Annotated in this window: 18 protein-coding genes and 4 pseudogenes; 6 read left to right on the top strand and 16 right to left on the bottom strand. The window is 70.6% G+C overall.

Annotated features, from left to right (window positions below):
• The first annotated feature begins 6 nt into the window (after positions 1–6).
• Positions 7–1,062 (top strand): annotated as a pseudogene (locus L2X98_RS12850) (LLM class flavin-dependent oxidoreductase).
• On the opposite strand, the gene L2X98_RS12845 reads toward L2X98_RS12850, so the two are convergent.
• The 14 genes and pseudogenes from L2X98_RS12845 to pheA all read right to left on the bottom strand — a co-directional run bounded on the left by L2X98_RS12845 (position 1,023) and on the right by pheA (position 13,777).
• A complete protein-coding gene (locus tag L2X98_RS12845; RefSeq protein ID WP_259611158.1) occupies positions 1,023–1,931 on the bottom strand; it encodes a ribokinase in 909 nt (302 codons plus the stop codon). The pseudogene L2X98_RS12850 and the gene L2X98_RS12845 sit on opposite strands and share 40 nt — an antisense overlap.
• Before the next feature lie 3 nt (positions 1,932–1,934).
• A complete protein-coding gene (locus L2X98_RS12840; protein WP_259611157.1) occupies positions 1,935–2,825 on the bottom strand; it encodes a hypothetical protein in 891 nt (296 codons plus the stop codon).
• Positions 2,826–2,915: 90 nt separating this feature from the next.
• Entirely contained in the window at positions 2,916–3,902 is a 987-nt protein-coding gene (locus L2X98_RS12835) for an ADP-ribosylglycohydrolase family protein (protein ID WP_259611156.1), read from the bottom strand.
• Positions 3,899–5,317, bottom strand: coding sequence for an ADP-ribosylglycohydrolase family protein (locus L2X98_RS12830; RefSeq protein ID WP_259611155.1), 1,419 nt, complete (start codon positions 5,315–5,317; stop codon positions 3,899–3,901). The genes L2X98_RS12835 and L2X98_RS12830 overlap by 4 nt, the downstream gene beginning before the upstream one ends.
• Positions 5,253–6,404, bottom strand: coding sequence for an ADP-ribosylglycohydrolase family protein (locus L2X98_RS12825; RefSeq protein ID WP_259611154.1), 1,152 nt, complete (start codon positions 6,402–6,404; stop codon positions 5,253–5,255). Before L2X98_RS12825 ends, L2X98_RS12830 begins: the two co-directional genes overlap by 65 nt.
• A gap of 69 nt (positions 6,405–6,473) precedes the next feature.
• Positions 6,474–7,328 carry an ABC transporter substrate-binding protein gene (locus L2X98_RS12820; protein WP_259611153.1) on the bottom strand — a complete coding sequence of 285 codons (855 nt, stop codon included), beginning with the start codon at positions 7,326–7,328 and terminating at the stop codon, positions 6,474–6,476.
• Positions 7,262–7,768 (bottom strand): ABC transporter substrate-binding protein, encoded by a 507-nt coding sequence (locus tag L2X98_RS12815; protein WP_259611152.1) that lies wholly within the window; start codon positions 7,766–7,768, stop codon positions 7,262–7,264. Before L2X98_RS12815 ends, L2X98_RS12820 begins: the two co-directional genes overlap by 67 nt.
• A gap of 198 nt (positions 7,769–7,966) precedes the next feature.
• A complete protein-coding gene (locus L2X98_RS12810) occupies positions 7,967–8,656 on the bottom strand; it encodes a carbohydrate ABC transporter permease (RefSeq protein WP_259611151.1) in 690 nt (229 codons plus the stop codon).
• Entirely contained in the window at positions 8,653–9,582 is a 930-nt protein-coding gene (locus L2X98_RS12805) for a carbohydrate ABC transporter permease (RefSeq protein ID WP_259611150.1), read from the bottom strand. The genes L2X98_RS12810 and L2X98_RS12805 overlap by 4 nt, the downstream gene beginning before the upstream one ends.
• Complete coding sequence (locus tag L2X98_RS12800; protein ID WP_259611149.1) at positions 9,579–10,616, bottom strand: LacI family DNA-binding transcriptional regulator; 1,038 nt, start codon at positions 10,614–10,616, stop codon at positions 9,579–9,581. The genes L2X98_RS12805 and L2X98_RS12800 overlap by 4 nt, the downstream gene beginning before the upstream one ends.
• Before the next feature lie 97 nt (positions 10,617–10,713).
• Positions 10,714–11,442, bottom strand: coding sequence for an HpcH/HpaI aldolase/citrate lyase family protein (locus L2X98_RS12795; protein WP_259611148.1), 729 nt, complete (start codon positions 11,440–11,442; stop codon positions 10,714–10,716).
• Between the two features lie 4 nt (positions 11,443–11,446).
• Positions 11,447–12,430 (bottom strand): annotated as a pseudogene (locus L2X98_RS21200) (CaiB/BaiF CoA transferase family protein); the annotation flags it as partial.
• The gene (locus tag L2X98_RS12790) at positions 12,378–12,743 is read right to left on the bottom strand and encodes a CoA transferase (protein WP_259611147.1); all 366 of its coding nucleotides are present in this window, start codon (positions 12,741–12,743) and stop codon (positions 12,378–12,380) included. The gene L2X98_RS12790 and the pseudogene L2X98_RS21200, both read right to left, overlap by 53 nt.
• Before the next feature lie 73 nt (positions 12,744–12,816).
• Positions 12,817–13,777 (bottom strand): annotated as a pseudogene (gene pheA, locus L2X98_RS12785) (prephenate dehydratase).
• 45 nt (positions 13,778–13,822) lie between these two features.
• Here pheA and L2X98_RS12780 point away from each other — a divergent pair.
• Positions 13,823–15,313: a glycoside hydrolase family 1 protein gene (locus tag L2X98_RS12780; RefSeq protein WP_259611146.1), complete on the top strand. Its 1,491-nt coding sequence runs from the start codon at positions 13,823–13,825 to the stop codon at positions 15,311–15,313.
• Between the two features lie 32 nt (positions 15,314–15,345).
• Positions 15,346–16,986: a phosphoglucomutase (alpha-D-glucose-1,6-bisphosphate-dependent) gene (pgm, locus tag L2X98_RS12775; protein ID WP_259611145.1), complete on the top strand. Its 1,641-nt coding sequence runs from the start codon at positions 15,346–15,348 to the stop codon at positions 16,984–16,986.
• A 331-nt stretch (positions 16,987–17,317) separates the two neighbouring features.
• On the opposite strand, the gene L2X98_RS12770 is transcribed toward pgm, so the two are convergent.
• Positions 17,318–17,572: a hypothetical protein gene (locus L2X98_RS12770; RefSeq protein ID WP_259611144.1), complete on the bottom strand. Its 255-nt coding sequence runs from the start codon at positions 17,570–17,572 to the stop codon at positions 17,318–17,320.
• A gap of 75 nt (positions 17,573–17,647) precedes the next feature.
• Here L2X98_RS12770 and L2X98_RS12765 point away from each other — a divergent pair, with 75 nt between their 5' ends.
• The gene (locus L2X98_RS12765; RefSeq protein WP_259611143.1) at positions 17,648–18,091 is read left to right on the top strand and encodes an SgcJ/EcaC family oxidoreductase; all 444 of its coding nucleotides are present in this window, start codon (positions 17,648–17,650) and stop codon (positions 18,089–18,091) included.
• Positions 18,092–18,214: 123 nt separating this feature from the next.
• Positions 18,215–19,204 carry a UDP-glucose 4-epimerase GalE gene (galE, locus tag L2X98_RS12760; RefSeq protein WP_259611142.1) on the top strand — a complete coding sequence of 330 codons (990 nt, stop codon included), beginning with the start codon at positions 18,215–18,217 and terminating at the stop codon, positions 19,202–19,204.
• Here galE and L2X98_RS12755 read toward each other — a convergent pair.
• Positions 19,135–19,740 (bottom strand): TetR/AcrR family transcriptional regulator, encoded by a 606-nt coding sequence (locus tag L2X98_RS12755; RefSeq protein ID WP_259611141.1) that lies wholly within the window; start codon positions 19,738–19,740, stop codon positions 19,135–19,137. The genes galE and L2X98_RS12755 overlap by 70 nt on opposite strands.
• Before the next feature lie 59 nt (positions 19,741–19,799).
• Between L2X98_RS12755 and L2X98_RS12750 the strand changes: the two are divergent.
• A pseudogene (locus L2X98_RS12750) lies at positions 19,800–20,108 on the top strand (NAD-dependent epimerase/dehydratase family protein); the annotation flags it as partial.
• Between the last annotated feature and the right edge of the window lie 120 nt (positions 20,109–20,228).

Below are 20,228 nucleotides of genomic sequence, written 5' to 3'. Positions count from 1 at the left end.
CCGGAGATGAGCACTGCAACCGCGCCCGCCCTGTCCGTCCTCGATCTGGTGCCGGTGCGCACCGGGCAGTCCAGTGCGGAGGCGGTCGCAGGCATCCCTCGACCTGGTCGCCCGCGCGGACGCACTCGGTCTGCGCCGCTACTGGTTCGCCGAGCACCACAACATGCCCGCCGTGGCCTCGACCACTCCACCGGTGCTGGCGGCTGCGGCCGCTGCGCGCAGCGCGCGTATCCGGATCGGCTCGGGCGGCGTGATGCTGCCGAACCACTCGCCGCTCGTGGTCGCCGAGCAGTTCGCCGCGCTCGAGGCGCTCGCCCCCGGCCGGATCGACCTGGGCATCGGTCGGGCGCCCGGCAGCGACCCGGTGATCACCCAGCTGCTGCGGATGTCGGGCACCACCAGCGACGTCGAGCGCTTCCCCGACCATGTGCGCGACATCGCCCGGCTCATCAGCCCCGAGGGCGCCTCGCTGAAATTCACCAGCGGGCAGCTGTACGACGTGCACGCCACGCCCGCCGCGACCGGCGCGCCCGTGCTGTGGCTGCTCGGCTCGAGCGACTACTCCGCCCAGCTGGCCGCATCCGCCGGTCTCCCGTACGTGTTCGCGAACCATTTCTCCGGCGAGGGGCTGGAGCGTGCCCTGGGCCTGTACCGGAGCCAGTACCAGCCGAGCGAGGCTCACCCCGAGCCGCAGACGTTCCTGACCGTGAACGCCGTCGCGGCGCCCACAGCCGACGAGGCCGAGGCGCGCGCCCTCCCCAGCTGCGCAGCATGGCGCGACTGCGCACGAACAAGCCGATGCAGCCGCTGGAGACCGTCGAAGAGGCGCAGGCCGGCGCGCTGGACGGCATGGCGCAGACCATCGTCGACGCGATGCGCGCCAAGTGGCTGGTCGGCACCGGCGACGAGGTCGGCGCGGCCCTGCGTGCGTTCGCCGACCGCTGGGGAGTGGATGAGGTGATGGTCTCGCCGATCGCCGGCTCCTACGCGGGCGAGCCGCTGGATACGGCTCCGGGCAGGGTTCAGACCCTCGAGCTGCTCATGGCATCCCTCTCGAGCTGAGGAGCCGTCGGGTAGGACGGCTGCGCGCCGGGTGCGGTGGCGGCCAGGGCGGCCGCCGCGTTCGCTCGGCGCGCCGCATCCTCGAAGGCGTGGCCGGTGACCAGACCCGCGGCGAGAGCTCCGAGGAACGCGTCGCCGCACCCTGTCGTGTCCACCGCCTCGACGCGGTGGCCGGGAATGCGCGTGATCACGTCTGTCCGGGCGATCACCGCACCCGCGGCGCCGAGGGTCACGACGAGCGTGCTGACCCCCAGGCGGGAGCGTGCGGCGCGAACCTCGTCATCGGCGGTGCCGCCGCCCACGAGGGCAGCAAGCTCGGCGGCGTTGACCACGAGGATGTCGGTCCATTGCAGCGTCTGCGGGTCGAACCCCGCGACGGGCGACGCGTTCATGATCACCGTCGCCGACGCGTCATGGGCCCGGCGCGCCGCCTCGGCCACGAGGGCCGCCGGGGGCTCGCAGCAGAGGGTGACGACGTCCGTCGGCGAGAGCACGAGGTCGTCGAGGTCGTCGGGTGAGAACAGGTCGTTCGCGCCGGTCGACAGGACGATCGTGTTCTCCGACGCGTCGTCCACGCAGATGAACGCCGAGCCGGTGGGGGCATCCGTGCGGATGCGCACCCCGGCGGTATCGACGCCCGCATCGCCGAGGGCACGAAGAGCGAGCCGCCCGTGGTCGTCATCTCCCACGCACCCGACGAAGCGGGCGGGCGCGCCGAGCCGGGCTTCGGCCGCCGCCTGGTTCGCGCTCTTCCCGCCGGCGGCTTCCGACACGTCCCGAGCGTGCAGCGTCTCGCCGGCCGCGACGAGATGCGATACCCGGAAGATGACGTCGACGTTCGCCGATCCGATGGCGACGACGCTTCCCACCGCTCAGAGCCCCCTTCGGCCGATCGCGTCCGTGAGCGTCGTTCCGGCGAGACGGGGCACGCTGATTCCGGCGAGCGGACTGTCGAGGGTGATCTCGGCGGGGATCCAACCGCCGCCGAACAGTGCCGCGGCCGCGGCACCGGCGAGGGCGGCGAGCGTCGTGCCGTTGCGGCCGGTCGCTCCCGTGCCCAGGAGCAGCGCCGTCGCGTCGGGTGCGACGCTGACATGCGCGAGCAGGACGGCGAGGGTCTCGGGCGCGGCGACCGGATAGCTGTAGATCCAGTCGCAGACTTCGCGTCCGAGTGCGACGGCGAGTCCCAGCGGGTCCGCCATGTTCTCCGCGGTCTCCAGCGCCGCGTCGGTCAGCCGTCGGGTCCAGCTCTCAGCCGGCAGCGCGGCTGCCGGTAGCCCGTGCCGCATCCGGTCCGGATGCGCCGTGACCGAGCGCATGGAACAGCACCACCGCGGCATCCGCCGCCCACACCCCGTCCAGGTCGTGCGTGGCATGGGCGTCGACGGCGGCGAGCTCTCGTGCCGTCTGCTCGTCGTCGTGCAGCGGCGACGCCCGATCGCCCGCACCATCGCCAGATCGTCGAAATAGTGCGGATTGTCATGGCCGGACTGGGGCGGACGCAAGCCCCGGCGCATGTTGCCGAGCGCGATCGCGGTACCCGGGCGCCGGCGCCCTCCCTCCTCGCCGGACAGCGCGATCCACCCGGCCGTGATCGCGCCGGAGTCCGCCGTCGCGATCAGCGGCGCGCTGAAGGCGAACCACTCGGCGTTCTCGCCCGGGCCCTGCAGGCAGCTGTGGGGGCGAGGAGTGCGCGTACGGGCGCGTGGGCGTGACCTGCGTGTGCTCTCGATCGAACGCGTGGAGCACCTCCATGCGCGCATGCCGCTTGGGCGGAAGAGCGTGGATGCGGAACTCGAGGTTCCCCGGATGCAGGCTCTCGCCGGCGACGAGTCCGCGGACGATGTCGGTGTTCATCGGTTCTGCTCCCAGAGGTCGATCAGGGCATCGGCGGCGTCGAGCGGGTGGATGCCGGCCGTCGATCGGATGCACGATCCCTCGACCGGGCGAAGTGCCTCGACCCAGTCGGCGGGGATCGCTCCGACGCCCGAGATCGCGCCGGCGATGCATCCCGCCATCGCGGCGATGGTGTCGGCGTCGCGGCCGAGGTTCACGGCGAACAGGACGCTCGCACGGAAGTCGCCGTCACCGGCCAGCACCGCGGCCATGGCCAGCCCCACCGCCTCCGGGGCCAGATCAGCCCAGTAATAGTCGTCGACGGCGAGGCGCCCGTGCAGTGCGATCGCCAGCCGCCCCGGGTCGGACTCGGCGTCGACCAGGGCGCGGCCGGCCACGAGGTTGCGCGCCGTCCACGAGTCCGCCGGTATGGCCGTCAAGGCCGCCGCATACGCGTCCCGAGCGGTGGCCCCGCTCATCGCCGCCGACACGGCGACCGCGACCGCGACCCCCGCGTGGATCCCCTCGCCGCTGTGGCTGACCTCGCCGTCAGCGATCGTCAGCCGGGTGGCGAGATCCGTGTCTCCGCCGGACACGATGCCCAGCGGCGCCACCCGCATCGCGAGACCGTCGCTCCACGCGTGGATGTGGTCGCCGGACTGCGGCGGGCGGATCCCGCGGCGCAGATTGTCGATCGCCGCCATCTCGCTGAAACCGCCGCCGGCGAAGTTGTCGAGCTGAGGAAGGACGTCTTCGATCCAGGTCTGTGCGAAATCGTCGGCTGTCGCCGCGACGCCGACGCGGTGGATGGTGCGGGCCGTCAGGAGCGCGTACTCGGTGTCGTCGCTGCCGGCCGGCGGCCACTGCAGGTAACCCTCGACCCGGCCGTAACGGTCCTGGATCTCCTGCGCGGACAGACCCTCCACGGGGCGGCCGATGGCATCGCCGATCGCCAGCCCGGCCATCGACCCCCGCGCGCGATCGCGGGCGGAAATGGTGCTCACTGCTCCTCCTTGCCGACGGCGAGCGCCGTCGTCCGACGTGCGACTTCCGAGATCGCGACGCCGTCCAGGCCGGGAAGGCTGGTGGCGATCCGATCGTGCAACGGCGCCGTCCAGGACGCGGGGAGAGCCCGCGCGCCGGCGATGGCACCGCAGACCCCGCCGACGGTGGCCCCGACCGAGTCGGTATCCCAGCCGGCCATGACGGCCAGGGCGCAAGCCCGCTCCAGTCTGCCCCCGCCGCGCGTCAGCGCCCACGCGATGGTCGCGGCGTTGTTCACGACGTGCACCCAGTGCACCCCCGCGTACCGTTCGGCGAGGGCGGCGAGGTCGTCGTCCAGCGTTCCACCGCTGTGGCCGAGCCGACGCCCGAACGCGACGGCATCGGCCAGGCCGCTGGAGGCCGGGACGACGGCGGATGCCGCGTCCAGAACCGTCTCGACGTCATCGCCGACCACGGCCGCCGCCGCGAGCCCCGCCGCCCAGAGTTCGCCGTACAGACCGTTGCCGGTATGGCTCAGCCGCGCATCCTCGAAGGCCATCCGCGCGGCTTCACGCGGGTCCCCCGGCGAGATCCAGCCGAAAACGTCGCCGCGGATCAGAGCCCCGATCCACTCCCGGAACGGATTGCGCACCCGTGCGCACCCCTCGGGATCGATGCCCTCCAGCAGGTTCCGGTACGCCGCCCGCTCCGCGGTGAAGACCCGCCCCGCGGGAAGCTCCGCGAGCCAGGCCTCGGCCACGTCTTCGACCGTGAATCGGCGCCCGATGCGCTCGACGAGGGCGAGATTGAGCAGGGGATAGTTGAGGTCGTCGTCCTCCGGCATGCCGTCGATGTTCTCGACGAGGGATGTCGGAGCGCTGCGACGATTCCACGGCCAGCGGGCGAGCGAGTCGGGGGCGACGCCCTCGGCGGTGAAGTAGAAGTCGAGCGGCCATCGGCCGGCGGATGTGAGCAGTTCGCGGATCCCCTCGGGCGGGATCTTCTCGACCGGCTTTCCGAGGAGACATCCCGCGGCACGTCCGAGCCATGCGCCGTGGATGCGGTCCTCGATGTCGCCGGACACTGCTGCAAGCCGCGGCACATCGGGCGCCGCGGCGATGATCTGGTCGAATCCCTCAGGTCGTCGCGGATCGGCCGGCATCGGAAGTGCGTCGAGCTCGTCCAGCAGGCGGACGGCGACGGCACGGCTCTCGTCGCTTGCGCGCTGCGCGGAGGCGCCGTTGCGCGGGACCTCCAAGACCCCGCCGACGGCGGTCCACGCCTCGGCGACCGCGGCAACATCCCGTCCTTCGTCCCGGGACGCGACGATCTCCTGCGCGACGAGATCTTCCGGCTCGACCAGCTGAGCCTCATGAAGCCGCCCCGGCGAGCGCATCCAGCCGCTCAAGGCGCTGCCGGATGCGGTCTGTGTCATCGCGGACGATCTGCTCTGCCGCGTCGGCGAGCAGACCGGCGTAGTGGTCGAAGTCGATGCGACTCCCCTCGGTGACACCACGGACCCATTCCGCCGGGATCGCGTCGGGCCCGCCGAGCGCGGCGGCGATCGCGCCGGCCATGGTGGCGATGGAGTCGCTGTCTCGCCCATAGTTGACGGCAGCGAGCACGGATTCGCGGAAGTCGCCGCGGTGCGCCACCAGGAACCCGAGGGCGACCGGCAGCTCCTCGATCGACTTCGTGCGGGAGGGACGCCGGGCATCGGCGTCGGGTTCTCGATAGTCCGGCCCGACGGTGTCGAACGGGATCACCGCCTCGCGCAAGGCTGCGGCCAGCTCACGCGGTGCGGCGGCGGCGTTCCGGCGTGCGGCCTCGACCACCGCCTGGATCGCTGCGCGGGTACCGTCGTGCGACACGGCGAGGGCGGCGGCCACGGCCGCCTCGGCATCGGCATCGGGTGTGAGCGCCGCTGAGATCGCGGCAGCGAACGCTCCGGCGGCCTCGCGACCGTAGCTCGACTGGTGTGCTCCGGCGAGGTCGATCGCCTCGGCGTACGCGGCCGCGGGGTCGCCGGCGTTCACGACGCCGACCGGGGCCATGTACATCGTCGCACCGCAGTTGACGGTGTTGCCCACCCCCGCCTCCCGGGGATCGACGTGCCCGTACCGCAGACGGAGCACGAGCCACTTCTCAGCGAGGAAGATGCGCTCGAGCAGCACGGTCTCCCGCTCCAGTTCGGGGATCCAGCGCACCTGCTCGGTCAGAAGAGGCACCAGATCCTCTGCGATGTCGAACGCATCGAGATGGCGACGGCGCTTCGCGTACACCTGGACGAGCGCCTGCGTCATCAGAGTGTCGTCCGTGACGTGCCCGTCGCCCTTGTGGTACGGACTGATCGGCTTGCGGGTCTGCCAGTCGGCGAAGAACGGCGGAACGATGCCCTCCACCCTCCCGCCATACCGCTGCTCGATGGCTTCCGGGGTGAAGCCCTCGGTGGCACCGCCCAGGGCGTCGCCCACGGCGGCTCCCGTCAGGACGGCGGCGGTCCGCTCACGCAACCAGTTCACTGCTCTCTCACTCTCGATCGTGCGGTCCGGGGATGCGGCCGGCGTCGTCTCCGCCGCCGGCCGCACGCGTCACTGGTTGGTGCTCGCCCAGCCGTCTTCCAGTTCCTTGGCGAGCTGATCGGTGTCGATCTGGCCCGCGAGGAACTTCTGATAGGCGGGGTTGGCCACCGTGCTCTTCCAGCTCTCGTACTTCGTGAACGTGTTCCACTGCGGGTTCACGAGGTTCTTTCCGGACGCGAGCACCTGTGCCCAGCCGGTCTTCCCCTCGGTGAGCTTCGCCGCGGCGGCCTGGGCCGACGTCGTCGCCGGGATCTCCCCGTCGGCGATGTTGATCTTCGCCAGGTTCTCGGCCGACTGGTAGAACTCGACGAAGGCCGCGGCAGCGGGGACGTTCTTCGAGGACTTGGAGATCGACAGCGTGATCGGCGCGGACATCTGCTGCGATCCCTCGCTGCCCTCCAGCGCCGGAAGCACGATCCAGTGGAAGCCCTTCGGAGCCTGCGACTCGATGTTGGCAATCTGATACGAGCCGGCGACGGTCATCGCCGCCTTCCCGCCGTAGAAGGTGGGCAGCGTCTCAGACGTCGACTGCGTGACACTCGTCTTGTCGACGTAGCCCGCGTCGATCATCGACTTGACGCGCGTCGGGACCTGCAGCTCGGCTTCGCCGATGGATGCCTTCGCCTGGCTCTCCTCCGCGCTGGTGAAGAACTTCGCGCCGAAACCGAGCCCGAAGCTGGCGAACACCGAGGTCGGACTGCCGAGCCCCCATGCGAGGCCCTTGACCCCACCGGTGGTCGTCGTCTTCGCGATGTCCTCGAACTGGTCCCAGCTCATCGTGTCGCCGCTGGGAATGGTCACGCCTGCCTTCTCGAGGAGGTCCTTGTTCGCGAACACCACATAGCTCTGCTGTTCGGTGGGCACCGCCAGCAGCTTGCCGTCCTGCTCCGAGCCCTTCGCGCACGCTGTCGGGGATGTCCGAGACCATCTCGGCCGGCAGGCGAGCCGAGATCGGTCAGGTAGTCGGCGAAGCGCAGGGTGCTGCCGGGCGAGTCGTTCTGGACGACGTCCGCAGCGACGCCGCCCGCGTACTGCACCTGGAGCTTCTGCTGCAGGCTGTCGGCGGGAGCCACCTGCAGCGTCACCTTGACGTCGGGGTACTTCTTCTCGAAGTCCGCCACGATCTGCTTCGTCGCCTCGATCGCCGCCGGCTGGTTGTTGAAGTATTCGTACGTGATCGCCCCGGTGGGCTGCCCGGAGGCGTTGGTGGACGGCGTGTTCGAGCCGCCTCCGCCGGAACAGCCGGCGAGCGCGGCGATGCTGGCGACGGCGACGGCGCCGGCCAGGATGGGACGCATTCTCATGATCTCGATTCCCTTCTGATGTGTGATTGCGGTGATGTGGAAGCGGGAACGCTCAGCCTTTGACCGCCCCGGCGAGCATCCCGCCGGTGAGTCGCTTCTGGAGGATGGCGAAGAAGACGATGCTGGGGATGCTGGCAAGCAGCGCACCGGCGGCGAGGGGCCCGATGAGGCTGATGCCTTGACCGTTGACGAACGTGCTCAGCGCAACCGAGAGGGTGTACTTGTCGCTGCTCTCGGCAGCACGAGCGCGAAGAAGAACTCGTTGTAGGCCGAGACGAACGTGAAGATCGCGGTGGCGATGAGTCCTGGCCGAGCGAGCGGCAGCACGACGCTGGCCAGCACGCGCAGCCGGCCGGCTCCATCGATCGCGGCGGCCTCCTCGATGTCGATCGGGATCCCCGCCACATAGCCCTGCAGCATCCACAGCGCAAAGGGAAGCGAGTACACGACGTACACGATCCCGAGGCCGCCCAGTGAGTCGAAGAGCCCCATCGAGCGCAGAATGAAGAACATCGGGATGATGATGATCGGGACGGGGATGATCTGGCTGACCAGGATCCAGCCAACGCCGGCCGCGCGGATCCTTCCCCGGTAGCGCGCCATGACGTAGGCGCCGGGTACGGCGACCAGGACCACCACGATGGTCGTCGCCAGCGACACCACGATGCTGTTCACCGCCGCCTGCACGAGTCCCTGGGACTGGAGCGCCTGCACGAAGTTGTCGAACGTCGGCTCGGTGGGGATCAGGTGGACCGCGAGCGAGTTGAGCTCGCGGTCGCTCTTGAACGACGTCGAGATCAGCCAGACGAACGGGAAGCCGAGGAACACGATGAACAGCGCCAGCACGATGTACTGGAAGAAGCGGGCGAGGGGCGGAGTGCGATTCATCTGCTCACCCCCAGACGACGCAGTCGCGTGAGCTGGGACAGCAGCAGGATCACGACGAGCACCAGCAGGATGACGAACGTCATCGCGGCCGCGACGCCGGTGTTCCCGTTGTGGAAGGCCTCGTCGTAGACGAACAGCATGGGAAGCAGCGTCCGCCCGCCCGGGCCCCCGCCGGTGAGCACATAGACGATGCCGAACGAGTTGAAGTTCCAGATGGCGCTGAGCGTCGCGATCGAGACGATGACCGGTCGCAGCCCGGGGAGGGTCACGTGCACGAAGCGCGCCCACGCCCCCGCTCCGTCGACGGTCGCCGCTTCCATCAGCTCACTCGGGATCTGCTCGAGCCCGGCCAGCATCGTGATCGTGTTCTGCGGGATGCCGGTCCAGACGCCCACGAGGATGACCGCCGGCAGTGCGAGCGTGAAGTCGCCGAGCCAGTTGATGCTGTCCGGCCCGCCGAGTGCGGCGATGAGCCAGTTCAGCGGCCCGTTCGTGGGCGAGTAGATCATCTTCCACATGATCGCCACCACCACCGGCGGCATCGCCCAGGGGATGATCGCCAGGACCCGCGCGAACCCGCCGAACCGCATGTCGGTGTTCAGCAGGAGGGCGAGGCACAGCCCCAGCACGACCTGGAGGACCGTGACACTGATCGTCCAGATGGCGCCGATCCCGAACGAGTTCCAGAAGGCCTCATCGCGGAAGACCTTCCCGAAGTTGTCGAGCCCGACGAACTGCGGTGTCTCGGTGCTCGCCAGCTGGGAGTCGGTGAAGGCATAGCCGAGGCCGATGAGGATCGGCAGCACGCTGAGCGCGACGACGGGGATCAGCGAAGGGAGGACGAGGGCGGCAGCCTCGTTCCGCCGAGTCGCCGACAGCTTCCGCTGGCGCGGCGGGCGGGGCCCCGCGGGAGCGAGCGCGGTCACGATGCCAGGACTTCCGCGGTGCTGATCGTCGTCGACCGACGCACGACGAGGCGGGGCTCGACGCTGACGAGATGAGGGGCGCGATGCGGCTCTTCGAAGCGCTCGAGCAGGAGCTGAGCGGCGAGCCGACCCCGCTGCGCCGCCTCGAGCGAGACGCTCGTCAGGCTGGGGTTGTACACGGCCGCGATCTCGGTGTCATCGACTCCGGTGAACATGACGTCGTCGGGGATGCGCAGTCCGGCATCGGTCGCGGCGTTCATCGCGCCGATGGCCATGAGATCGTTCGCCGCGATCACGGCATCGGGACGGTCGACGGCTCGTCGGCGCTGCCAGCCCGCGAACAGGTGGGCGGCGGTCTTTCGGGCGGCGGAGACGGTGAAGTCGTCGGCGAGAACCTGCCGGCAGCGGTCGGGGTCCAGCCCGCCGGTGCGGATGGCACGGTAGAAGCCGCGCTCGCGCGAGGATCCGGGGTTGGTGTCCAACGGTCCATTGAGGAACACGAGGTTGCGCCGTCCCAGCGCGGCGACGTGTGCCACTGCGGTGCCGATGCCCTTCGCGGAGTCGACGTGGACGACGTCGACCGGGGCGTCCTCGCCCAGGGAGCCGATCACGACCACCGGGATCGGCGAGTTGGTGATCGCCCGCCGCAGCCGGTCGTTCACCCGAATCGGGGAGATGATGATGCCGTCCGCCGCCGTCGCCGCGTGGCGGACGAGTTCGACGGCCTGATCGCTGCTGCCGGTCGAGGTCACACTGACCGACGGACCGCCGTGGCCGACTTCGGCCTCGATGGCGCGCAGCATCGCGACGTAGTTCGGGTTGCCGATGTCGTCGACGGCGAACGTGATCCGCCGGGGAGCGCCGGTCCGCAGTGCGCGTGCCGTCGCATCCGGGAAGTAGCCGAGCTCCCGCGCCGCAGCCCGCACCTTCGCGATGGTCCGGGGGCTGGCGACACCGCCCGACAGCGCGCGTGATGCCGACGCGATCGACACGCCCGCCGCTGCCGCGACCTGATGAAGCGTCGGTCTCGCCATCGTCATCTCCTCATCGAGCGGGGCAGTGGAAACGATTACAGTTTGGAGCCGCGGCTCCGGTCAGGTGCGCACACGATAGCGACCCGGAAACGCGTCGTCAACCGGCAGCGCGATCGAGCAAGGTACGGGCCCTCCCGAGCATCGCCGCGTCGATCATCTGCCCGTCGGGCAGACGACGGACCCCGCCCCCGCCACCCATTGCGGCGACGACATCCCTGGCCCAGGCGAGGTCGGCGTCGGACGGGCGGAACACCGCGGCGATCGGAGCGATCTGCGACGGATGGACCGCCATCCGTCCGACAAGGCCCTGTGCGGCCCCCCGGCGAGTGTCGGCGACGAGCCCATCGAGATCGGCGATCGCGGGGTAGGCGGAGAGCATCGGCGGCACGAGTCCGGCGGCGCGCGCGGCGTAGACGGCCGTGAGGCGGGCATGGTCGATGACCGGTTGACCACCGCCGAGTTCGCTGCGCAGATCGCTCTCGCCGAGGGCGATCTCGGTCACGGCGGGGTGGGTCGCGATCGCGACCGCCGACAGCACCGCACCGGCCGACTCGAGCAGTGCCGCGATGGGGCGCCCGGGAGCGATCTCCGCCGCCGTCTGCACCGTGGCGACGTCCTCCACCTTGGGCAGGCGCAGCCCGACCGACGGAGGCAGCGCGCTGACGGCTCGCAGATCGTCGATGTCGCCGGCGTTCACCCTGATCTGGATCGTCACGCCGTCCGCCGGATCGTGGTCCGCGGCCCAGGCGCAGGCGGCGACCCGCGCCTGCGGCCTTCGCGCCGGCGGCGACGGCGTCCTCCAGATCGATGACGACGAGGTCGGCACCGCTGGCCAGCGCCTTCGTGAATCGGTCGGGTCGATCGCCCGGGACGTACAGGCCCGCCATGCGCCGCACCGTCATATCGTTCCCGCCTCCCTGAACGCCGCCAGCTTGCGCGTCGGTGCAGCCGAGCCCGCCCAGAACGGCGTCGGTGTCCTGTCCGTGCCCGCGCCCTGTCCATCGGATGTCACCGGGCGTGCGCGACATCCGGAACAGGACGTTCTGCATGGCGATGGGGCCGAGATCCTCGTCCTCGACGCGGACGACCGTCCCGAGTGCCCGATACTGCGGATCGTCCATGACACCGCGCACGTCGTAGACGGGTGAGATCGCGGCGTTCGCGGCTTCGAACGCGGAGACGACCTCTTCGGCGTCGCGTCCCCCGATCCATTCCTGCACGGCGGTGTCGAGCTCGTCGGCGTGCAAGGCACGGTCATGACCGGTCGCGAACCAGCGCTGTTCGACGACGTCGGCCCGGCCGACCAGCCGCATCACTCGCTCGGCGATCGACTGCGAACTGGTCGAGACTGCGAGCCAGACGCCGTCCTTCGAGCGGTACACGTTGCGCGGCGCGTTGTTGACCGAACGGTTGCCGACGCGCGGCTGCACGACGCCCAGCTGGTCCCATGCCGTGATCTGCCCGCCGAGCATCATCAGGATCGGCTCGATGATCGCCATGTCGATCACCTGGCCGCGTCCGTCTCGCTCGGCCCCGCGTATGCCGACCATGATCGCGTAGGCCGTCGCGAGGGCGGCGATCCCGTCGGCGAGTCCGAAGGGAGGGAGCGTCGGAGGCCCGTCAGGGTCGCCGGTGAGCGCGGCGAATCCGCTCATCGCCTCGGCGAGGCTGCCGAACCCCGGCCGCGAGGAATAGGGACCGAACTGCCCGAACGCCGTGACGCGGGCCAACACGAGTCTCGGGTTCGCCTCGAACAGGCGCTCAGGACTCAGCCCCCATCGTTCGAGCGTTCCGGGCCGGAAGTTCTCGATCATCACGTCGGCGTCGGCGACCAGACGCAAGCAGGATCTCGGCGCCCTCTGCCTGGGACAGGTTGATCGTCACATCGCGCTTGTTGCGCCCGAGCGTCTTCCACCACAGACTCGCGCCCTGCTTCTGGGGCCCGTGTCCGCGAGCCGCGTCGGGCCGATCGGGGTGCTCCACCTTGATGACGTCTGCCCCGAAATCACCCAGGAATGTGGCGGCCAAGGGCCCGGCGAACAGGGTCGACACGTCGAGGACCCGCACGCCGGCCAGCGCCGCGGGAGTGGAATCCGTTGCAGTGTTCTGCTGATCTGGCGCGTTCACCGGCTCATGATAGCCAGCGCGACAGTTCGTCCACGAGGCGGATGTCCGGGCGGCGCCGCAGCTGAGGAGCCGCTCACTCGTCCGGTTCGCCGGCGATCAGGCCGCGCAACCAGTCGCGCGCCTCGACGAACACCTCGTCGGCGTAGCGGTCCGGGTAGTGCACGATCGCGCGGTCCGCGCGCGGGTAGGACCCGAGGAACACGACCTGCGGACTGAAGCGACGCAAGCCCGAGCAGCGCGTCGGCCATCCGCTCGTCGAACACATGGCCGTCGGCATCCACCACGAATCGGTAGCGGCCCAGTTCGTCGCCGATCGGACGCGACGCCAGCAGCGACAGATTGATGCCGCGCGTCGCGAACTGCTCGAGCATGTCCAGCAGGGCGCCGGGGTGATCGTCGGGCAGCTCGACGATGAGCGAGGTCTTGTCCGCCCCGGTCGGCGGCGGGGGCGTGACCGTGCGCGAGACCAGCACGAAGCGGGTGACCGCCCGCGGGTTGTCACCGATGTTCTCGGCCAGCAGCGCGAGCTCGTGATGATCGATGATCCCGGGCGGTGCGATCGCGGCATCCGCGTTCGAGGTGCCGTCCAGCATCTCCAGCGCCGCCGCGACGTTGCTGGATGCCGGCAGGTGGGCATGCGCCGGCAGGTTGTCGGTGAGCCAGCGCAGACACTGCCCGTACGCGACCGGATGCGCCGCGATCAGGGACACGTCCTCCAGCGCGGTGCCTGGACGGGCCACCAGCACGAACTGGACCGGCACCAGGTACTCGCCGACGATCCGCAACCCGGGGATCGTCGCCAGCGCGTCCTGCGTCGTGCTCACCCCGCCGTCGACCGAGTTCTCGATCGCGATCATCGCGGCATCCGACCGTCCCTCCACGACATCGGCGAGCGCCTCGGGGACGTTGCGCACGGTCCGCCAGATCTGCCCGCGCGCCTCCGGGACCTGCGCCAGCGCGGCCTCGGTGAAGGTGCCGGCCGGCCCGAGATAGCTGTAGACGCGACGGGCGGGGGATGCGGCGGACTCGGTCACCCGCTCAGCCTAGAGGGATGCCGGTCGGCGCGGATACAGTGGCGGATGCGGGCGCCCGCCCCGCATCCGCCCGATCCCGACCGGACGCCGACGTCCCCAGGAGCCTGTGATGCCCGAGCCGCTGACACCTCTGACCCGCAGCAGCTGGCCGAGCGGATCCCAGCGGGCTTCGTCATCGGCACCGCGACCGCGGCCGCGCAGATCGAGGGCTGCGTGCACGCGGGCCGCCGCACGCTCAGCGTCTGGGACCGATTCAGCGAACAGCCGGGGCGCATCCTCGACGCCAGCACCACGGCCGTCACCGCCGACCACTTCCACCGGCACGCGGAGGACGTGCGGCTGATGAGCGGGCTGGGCGTGGACGCGTATCGCTTCTCGCTCGGCTGGACCCGGCTCGAGCCGGGAGGGCGCGGCCCGCTGGATCCCGACGGCGCGGCCTTCTACGACCGGCTGCTGGACGAGCTGCTGGCGGCCGGCATCTCGCCCTTCGCGACCGTGTCGCACTGGGACCTCCCTGAGGAGTATGCGCACGGCTGGCGGGACCGCGACACGGCGCTGCGCCTCGGCGAATTCGCCGGGCTGGTCGGCGAACGCTTCGGCGACCGGATCGACGGCTGGATCACGATCAACGAGCCGGCCACGGTCACGCTCAACGGGTACGCCCTGGGACTGCACGCGCCCGGCGAGAGCCTGCTGTTCGACGCACTGCCCACCGCCCACCACCAGCTGCTCGGCCACGGCCTGGCGGTGCAGGCGCTGCGGGCCGCCGGCGTGCGCGGGCAGATCGGCATCACCAACGCGCACACGCCGGTCCTGCCGGCCGGCGACGGCGAGCAGGACGCGGTCATGGCCCTCCTGTTCGACGTGATCCACAATCGCGTGTTCGCCGACCCGGTGCTCACCGGCCGCTATCCAGAGGTGCCCGACGAGCTCGCCACGCTGTTCGGGGCGCTGGCCGAGGTGCCGGCCGAAGACCTGGCTGTGATCTGTCAGCCCCTCGACTTCTACGGCCTGAACTACTACATGCCCAGCGTCGTGGCCGCCGGCTCCGGCACCGGCGACAGCCCGGACGGGGTCAGCGCGGCGATGGCCGAGCTGCCCTTCCGGCTCGAAGCGCTGCCCACTCACGAGACCACCGGATTCGGGTGGCCGATCGCGCCCGAATACCTCGGCACCGTGCTGGCGCAGCTGCGCGACCGCTACGGCGACGCCCTGCCGCCCGTGCTGATCACCGAGAACGGGGCGAGCTTCGACGACGTGGTGCAGGCGGACGGCACGATCGCCGACATCCGCCGCATCGACTACCTGGCCCGCCACCTCGACAGCGCGCTGTCGGCGGTCGCGCCGGGCGGCGAGGCGGAGGGCGTCGACCTGCGCGGCTTCTTCGTCTGGTCGCTGCTGGACAACTGGGAGTGGGCGGCGGGGTTCACACAGCGCTTCGGGCTGGTCCATGTCGACTTCGCGGACGGCACCCGCACCGAGAAGGAGTCGTACCGCTACCTCGCCGAGGTGCTGCGCAGACGAGACCGAAGGTGACGGCAGCGGAGGATTCGGGGCAGACTGGAGGAATGAGCCGTGCAGGACAGCCCGCCGCCGAGTCCGATCTCATCGACATCGACGAGGTCATCAACGCCTACTACGACCTGAAGCCGGATGTCTCCCTCGCCACCCAGCGCGTGGTGTTCGGCACGAGCGGCCACCGCGGCTCGTCGCTGAACCGCAGCTTCAACGAAGACCACATCCTGGCCACCAGCCAGGCGATCGTGGACTACCGCAACGCGCAGGGAATCGCCGGCCCGCTGTTCCTGGGTCGCGACACGCACGGCCTGTCGCGCCCGGCGGAGCGCACCGCGATCGAGGTGCTGGTCGCGAACGGCGTCGACGTGCACATCGACTCCCGTGACTCCTGGGTGCCGACGCCGTCGCTGAGCCACGCCATCCTCACCCACAACCGCGGACGCGAGGCCACCGACCCGGCGCGCGCGGACGGGATCGTCGTCACCCCCAGCCACAACCCGCCGGCCGACGGCGGGTTCAAGTACAACCCGCCGAACGGCGGACCGGCCGACACCGACGCCACCGGGTGGATCGCCGACCGCGCGAACGTGCTGATCGCCGGCGGCTTGGAGGACGTGCACCGCACCCGGTTCGCAGACCTGGACGCGGGCACCCTGGGGCGATACGACTTCCGTCAGCGGTACGTCGAGGACCTGCACACCATCATCGACGTCGAGGCGATCAAGCGCGCGGGGGTGCGGATCGGCGCCGACCCGCTGGGCGGGGCGTCGGTGGAGTACTGGGCGCTGATCGCCGAGCACTACGAGCTGGATCTGACCGTGGTCAACCCCGAGGTCGACCCGACCTGGCGGTTCATGACGCTGGACTGGGACGAGAAGATCCGGATGGACCCGTCCTCGCCGTCGGCGATGGCCGCCCTGGTCGCCAAGCGCAGCGAGTACGACCTGCTCACCGGCAACGACGCCGACGCCGACCGACACGGGATCGTCACCCCCGACGCGGGCCTGATGAATCCCAACCACTACCTGGCCGTCGCGATCGACTACCTGTTCGCGCACCGGCCCGACTGGCCCGCGGATGCCGCGGTGGGCAAGACGCTGGTGTCGTCGATGATCATCGACAAGGTCGCAGCATCCCTCCGCCGTCCCCTGCTCGAAGTGCCGGTGGGATTCAAGTGGTTCGTGGCCGGGCTGCTGGACGGCTCGGTCGCATTCGGCGGCGAGGAGTCGGCCGGTGCGTCGTTCCTGCGCCGCGACGGCTCGGTGTGGACCACCGACAAGGACGGCATCCTCCTGGCGCTGCTGGCCGGCGAGATCATGGCGGTGACCGGCAAGACCCCGTCACAGCGCTACGCCGAGCTGGAGGCCGAGTTCGGGGTATCCGCGTACCAGCGGGTGGACGCCCCGGCCACGCCCGAGCAGAAGGCCGCGCTGGCCAAGCTGGCGCCCGAGGCGGTGACCGCCACCGAACTGGCCGGAGAGCCGATCACGGCCAAGCTGTCGCATGCGCCGGGCAACGGCGCCGCGATCGGAGGGCTCAAGGTGCAGACCGAGCACGCCTGGTTCGCGGCACGCCCGTCCGGCACCGAAGACGTCTACAAGCTCTATGCCGAGTCGCTGCGCGGACCCGAGCACCTTGCGCAGGTGCAGGAGGAGGCGCGCGCGGTCGTCGCGGCCGCGCTCGAGGGCTGACCGGCCGAGGCGCTCACCAGTCCAGCTCGCCGGCCTCCAGCCGCGCGATGAGACCCGAGATCCACGCGCGCTCCGCGCGCAGCTGGTCGTCTTCGTACTCCGCCTCGATGATCAGCACGGGCGGAAGATCGCCGGTGGCCTCGAGATCGGCTTGCGGCGACGGCGATGTCGGCGTCGAGGGTCGCCACGCGCGCCCGCAGCGCGAGCACCGCCTCGCTGCGCGGAAGGATGCCGATGAACGAGAGCGCCGCGACGGTGATGGTCCGATGGGCCTGTGGCACGGCGAGCAGGGTGCTCACGCGCCGACGGACCTCGGAGCGTCCGGCGTCGGTCAGCGCGAACACCGTGCGCTCGGGGCGGCCCCCGGCCTGCTCCGAGCCGATCGGCTCGATGAGGTGCGCCGCCTGCAGCCTCTGCACGGCGTGGTAGATGCTGCGGGCGCGCCGAGGACGAAGTCCTTGCGCGTCTCGACCACGAACCGGTGGATGTCGTACGGATGCCGCGGCCCGCGGGTGAGCAGGGCCAGCACCGTGAGACCCGGCAGATCGCGCTCGTCGCGGGTCAGCTGTCGGGCGGTCTCGGTCACGCGCCCGAGTCTACGACTTGACAGCGGATAGTGCAGTTTGCATTAATTGATAGTGCGACTTGCCATAAGGAGATCATGATGAAGACACAGACGAACGTCCCCCAGGGCGTGTACGACGCGCTGGACCGGATGCGGCAGGCATGGGACGCCGGCGATGCCGGCGCCTACGCGGACGAGTTCACCGCCGATGCGACGTACGTGATCTTCGCCGGGATCGTCAGCGACGGTCGCGACGAGATCCATCGGGACCACGTGCCGGTGTTCGAGCGCTGGCAGCGCGGGAGCCGGATGGCGATGCGCGTGCTCGATGCGCGCCCGCTCGGCGCCGACGTCGCCGTCGTGCTCACGGAGGGCGGCCTCTACAAGGGCGAGCCGAAGCGGGTGCGGTACGACAAGGTGCAGACGTTCGTGATGGTCCGCGAGGGCGACACCTGGCGCTGCGCGGCGTTCCAGAACACCAAGCGCAACCGCATCATGGCGGCCGTCAACGCACGGGAGAAGCGCCGGCTCGCGGCGTAGACGTGCCGACTCCGCTCCTGCGCACCGGGCAGAATGAAGTGACCGTGATCGAACTCGAGCAGCTGCTCGCGGCCGGCGCCCGCTTCGCGTCCGCCCCGCTGCTCGGTCCCGCAGAGGAGTGAAATGACCTGGCTTGTCACCGGCGGAGCCGGCTACATCGGCGCCCACATCGTCCGCGCCCTGGCCGCCGCGGGGCTCGAGCCGGTCGTCATCGACGACCTGAGCAGCGGCCACGCCGGCTTCGTGCCGGACGGGGTTCCGCTCGTGCGCGGCTCGATCCTGGACCGCCCGCTGGTCGAGGACACACTGCGTGAGCAGGAGGTTCAGGGCGTCATCCATGTCGCCGGGTTCAAGTACGCCGGCGTCTCGGTGCAGCGACCGCTGCACACCTACGCGCAGAACGTCGAGGGCACGCGGGTCGTGCTCGAGGCGATGGATGCCGCCGGCGTGGCCAACCTGGTGTTCTCGTCGTCGGCCGCGGTGTTCGGCACGCCGGATGTCGCCCTGGTCACCGAGGACACCCCCAAGCATCCGACCTCGCCCTACGGCGAGTCCAAGCTCGTCGGCGAATGGCTGATCGCCGATCAGGGCGTCGCGACCGCCGGGTCGCCGCATCCGCTCCGGCACACCTCGCTGCGGTACTTCAACGTGGTCGGCTCGGGCGACACCGCCGTGTACGATACCAGCCCGCACAACCTGTTCCCGCTCGTGTTCGAGGCGCTGCTGGCCGGGCGCACGCCGAAGATCTTCGGCGACGACTACGACACGCCGGACGGCACGAACCTGCGCGACTACGTGCACGTGGCCGACATCGCGGCCGCGCACGTCGTGGCGGCGCAGCGGCTGGCGGGCGGGCAGCCGATCGAGCCGGCCTACAACCTCGGCTCGCAGAACGGGCTGTCGGTGCGCGAGATCATGGATGCCGTGGCCCGGGCCACCGGCATCCCGTTCACTCCGGAGGTCGCCCCGCGCCGTCCCGGCGACCCGGATCGCATCGTCGCGACCGGCGAACTGGCCGCCCGCGACCTGGATTGGGCCAACCGCTACACCGTCGACGAGATGGTGCGCAGCGCCTGGGAGGCACGACGCGGGGCCACCACCGCCGCGAGCTGACGCCGCGCGTCGGCGATCCGCGCCGGGAGATCGCCCGGATCGTCCTCGCCGATCCACTCTTCGAAGCCGACCTTGAACACGGCCACGCCCGCCTCGGCGGCAAGCGCCGCCGCGGGATCCGGCACGCCGCGACGCCGCAGCGCGTCGGCCGTGGCCCGGGCCAGCATCGCGAGTTCGAGCAGCTCGCGCTCCATCAGCCCGGCGTTCGCCGAGATCGCCGCCGCACGGCGCACGGCGAACTCGCGGCGCGGCTGCAGCGCGGCGCCCGCGTGCACCATCGCCTCGCCCACCACGTCGATCGCGGACGCGGATGCCGGCGCCTGCGCGATCGCCTCGGTCACCAGGTGCTCGAGTTCGTGCGCGCCGTCGAAGAGCACCTCGCGCTTGTCGGCGAAGTGGCGGAAGAAGGTGCGTTCGGTGACCCCGGCGCGCGCCGCGATGTCGGCCACGGTCGTCGCATCGAAGCCGCGATCGAGGTAGAGCTGCAGCGCCGCCTCGGTCAGCCGACCGCGCGCATCCGGTTCCCATCGGGCCATGGCCTCAGTCTAGGTGATGACAGCGTCTGACATGAGGTGTACGGTGAGGACGGAAGTTGATGACAGGAACTGACATCAACCGTCGACATCGGAGTCCGGTCGAGGGACCGGACAGGCAGGAGAGCATCATCATGCGCGTTTTCGTCACCGGAGCATCCGGATGGATCGGCTCGGCCGTCGTCCCCGAGCTCATCGCCGCCGGACACCACGTCGTCGGACTGGCACGCTCGGCGGCATCCGCGGCCGCGATCGAAGCCGCGGGCGCCACACCGCGCACCGGCAGCCTCGACGACCTCGACAGCCTGCGGGCGGGAGCGTCGGACGCCGACGCGGTGATCCATCTGGCCTTCATCCACGACTTCAGCGACTTCGCCGCATCCGGCCGGGCAGAGCGCGCCGCGATCCGGACGTTCACCGACGCCCTGGCGGGATCCTCGCGCCCGTTCCTGTTCGCCTCGGGTGCCGGCGGCATCACCCCCGGCCGCCTG

Origin of the sequence: Microbacterium elymi (genome assembly GCF_021582895.2) — a bacterium.
In the GTDB taxonomy this organism is placed as follows: Bacteria; Actinomycetota; Actinomycetes; order Actinomycetales; family Microbacteriaceae; genus Microbacterium; species Microbacterium humicola.
Note: the sequence above shows the minus strand (reverse complement) of the source record. Positions and strands in the feature narration are given on the sequence as shown.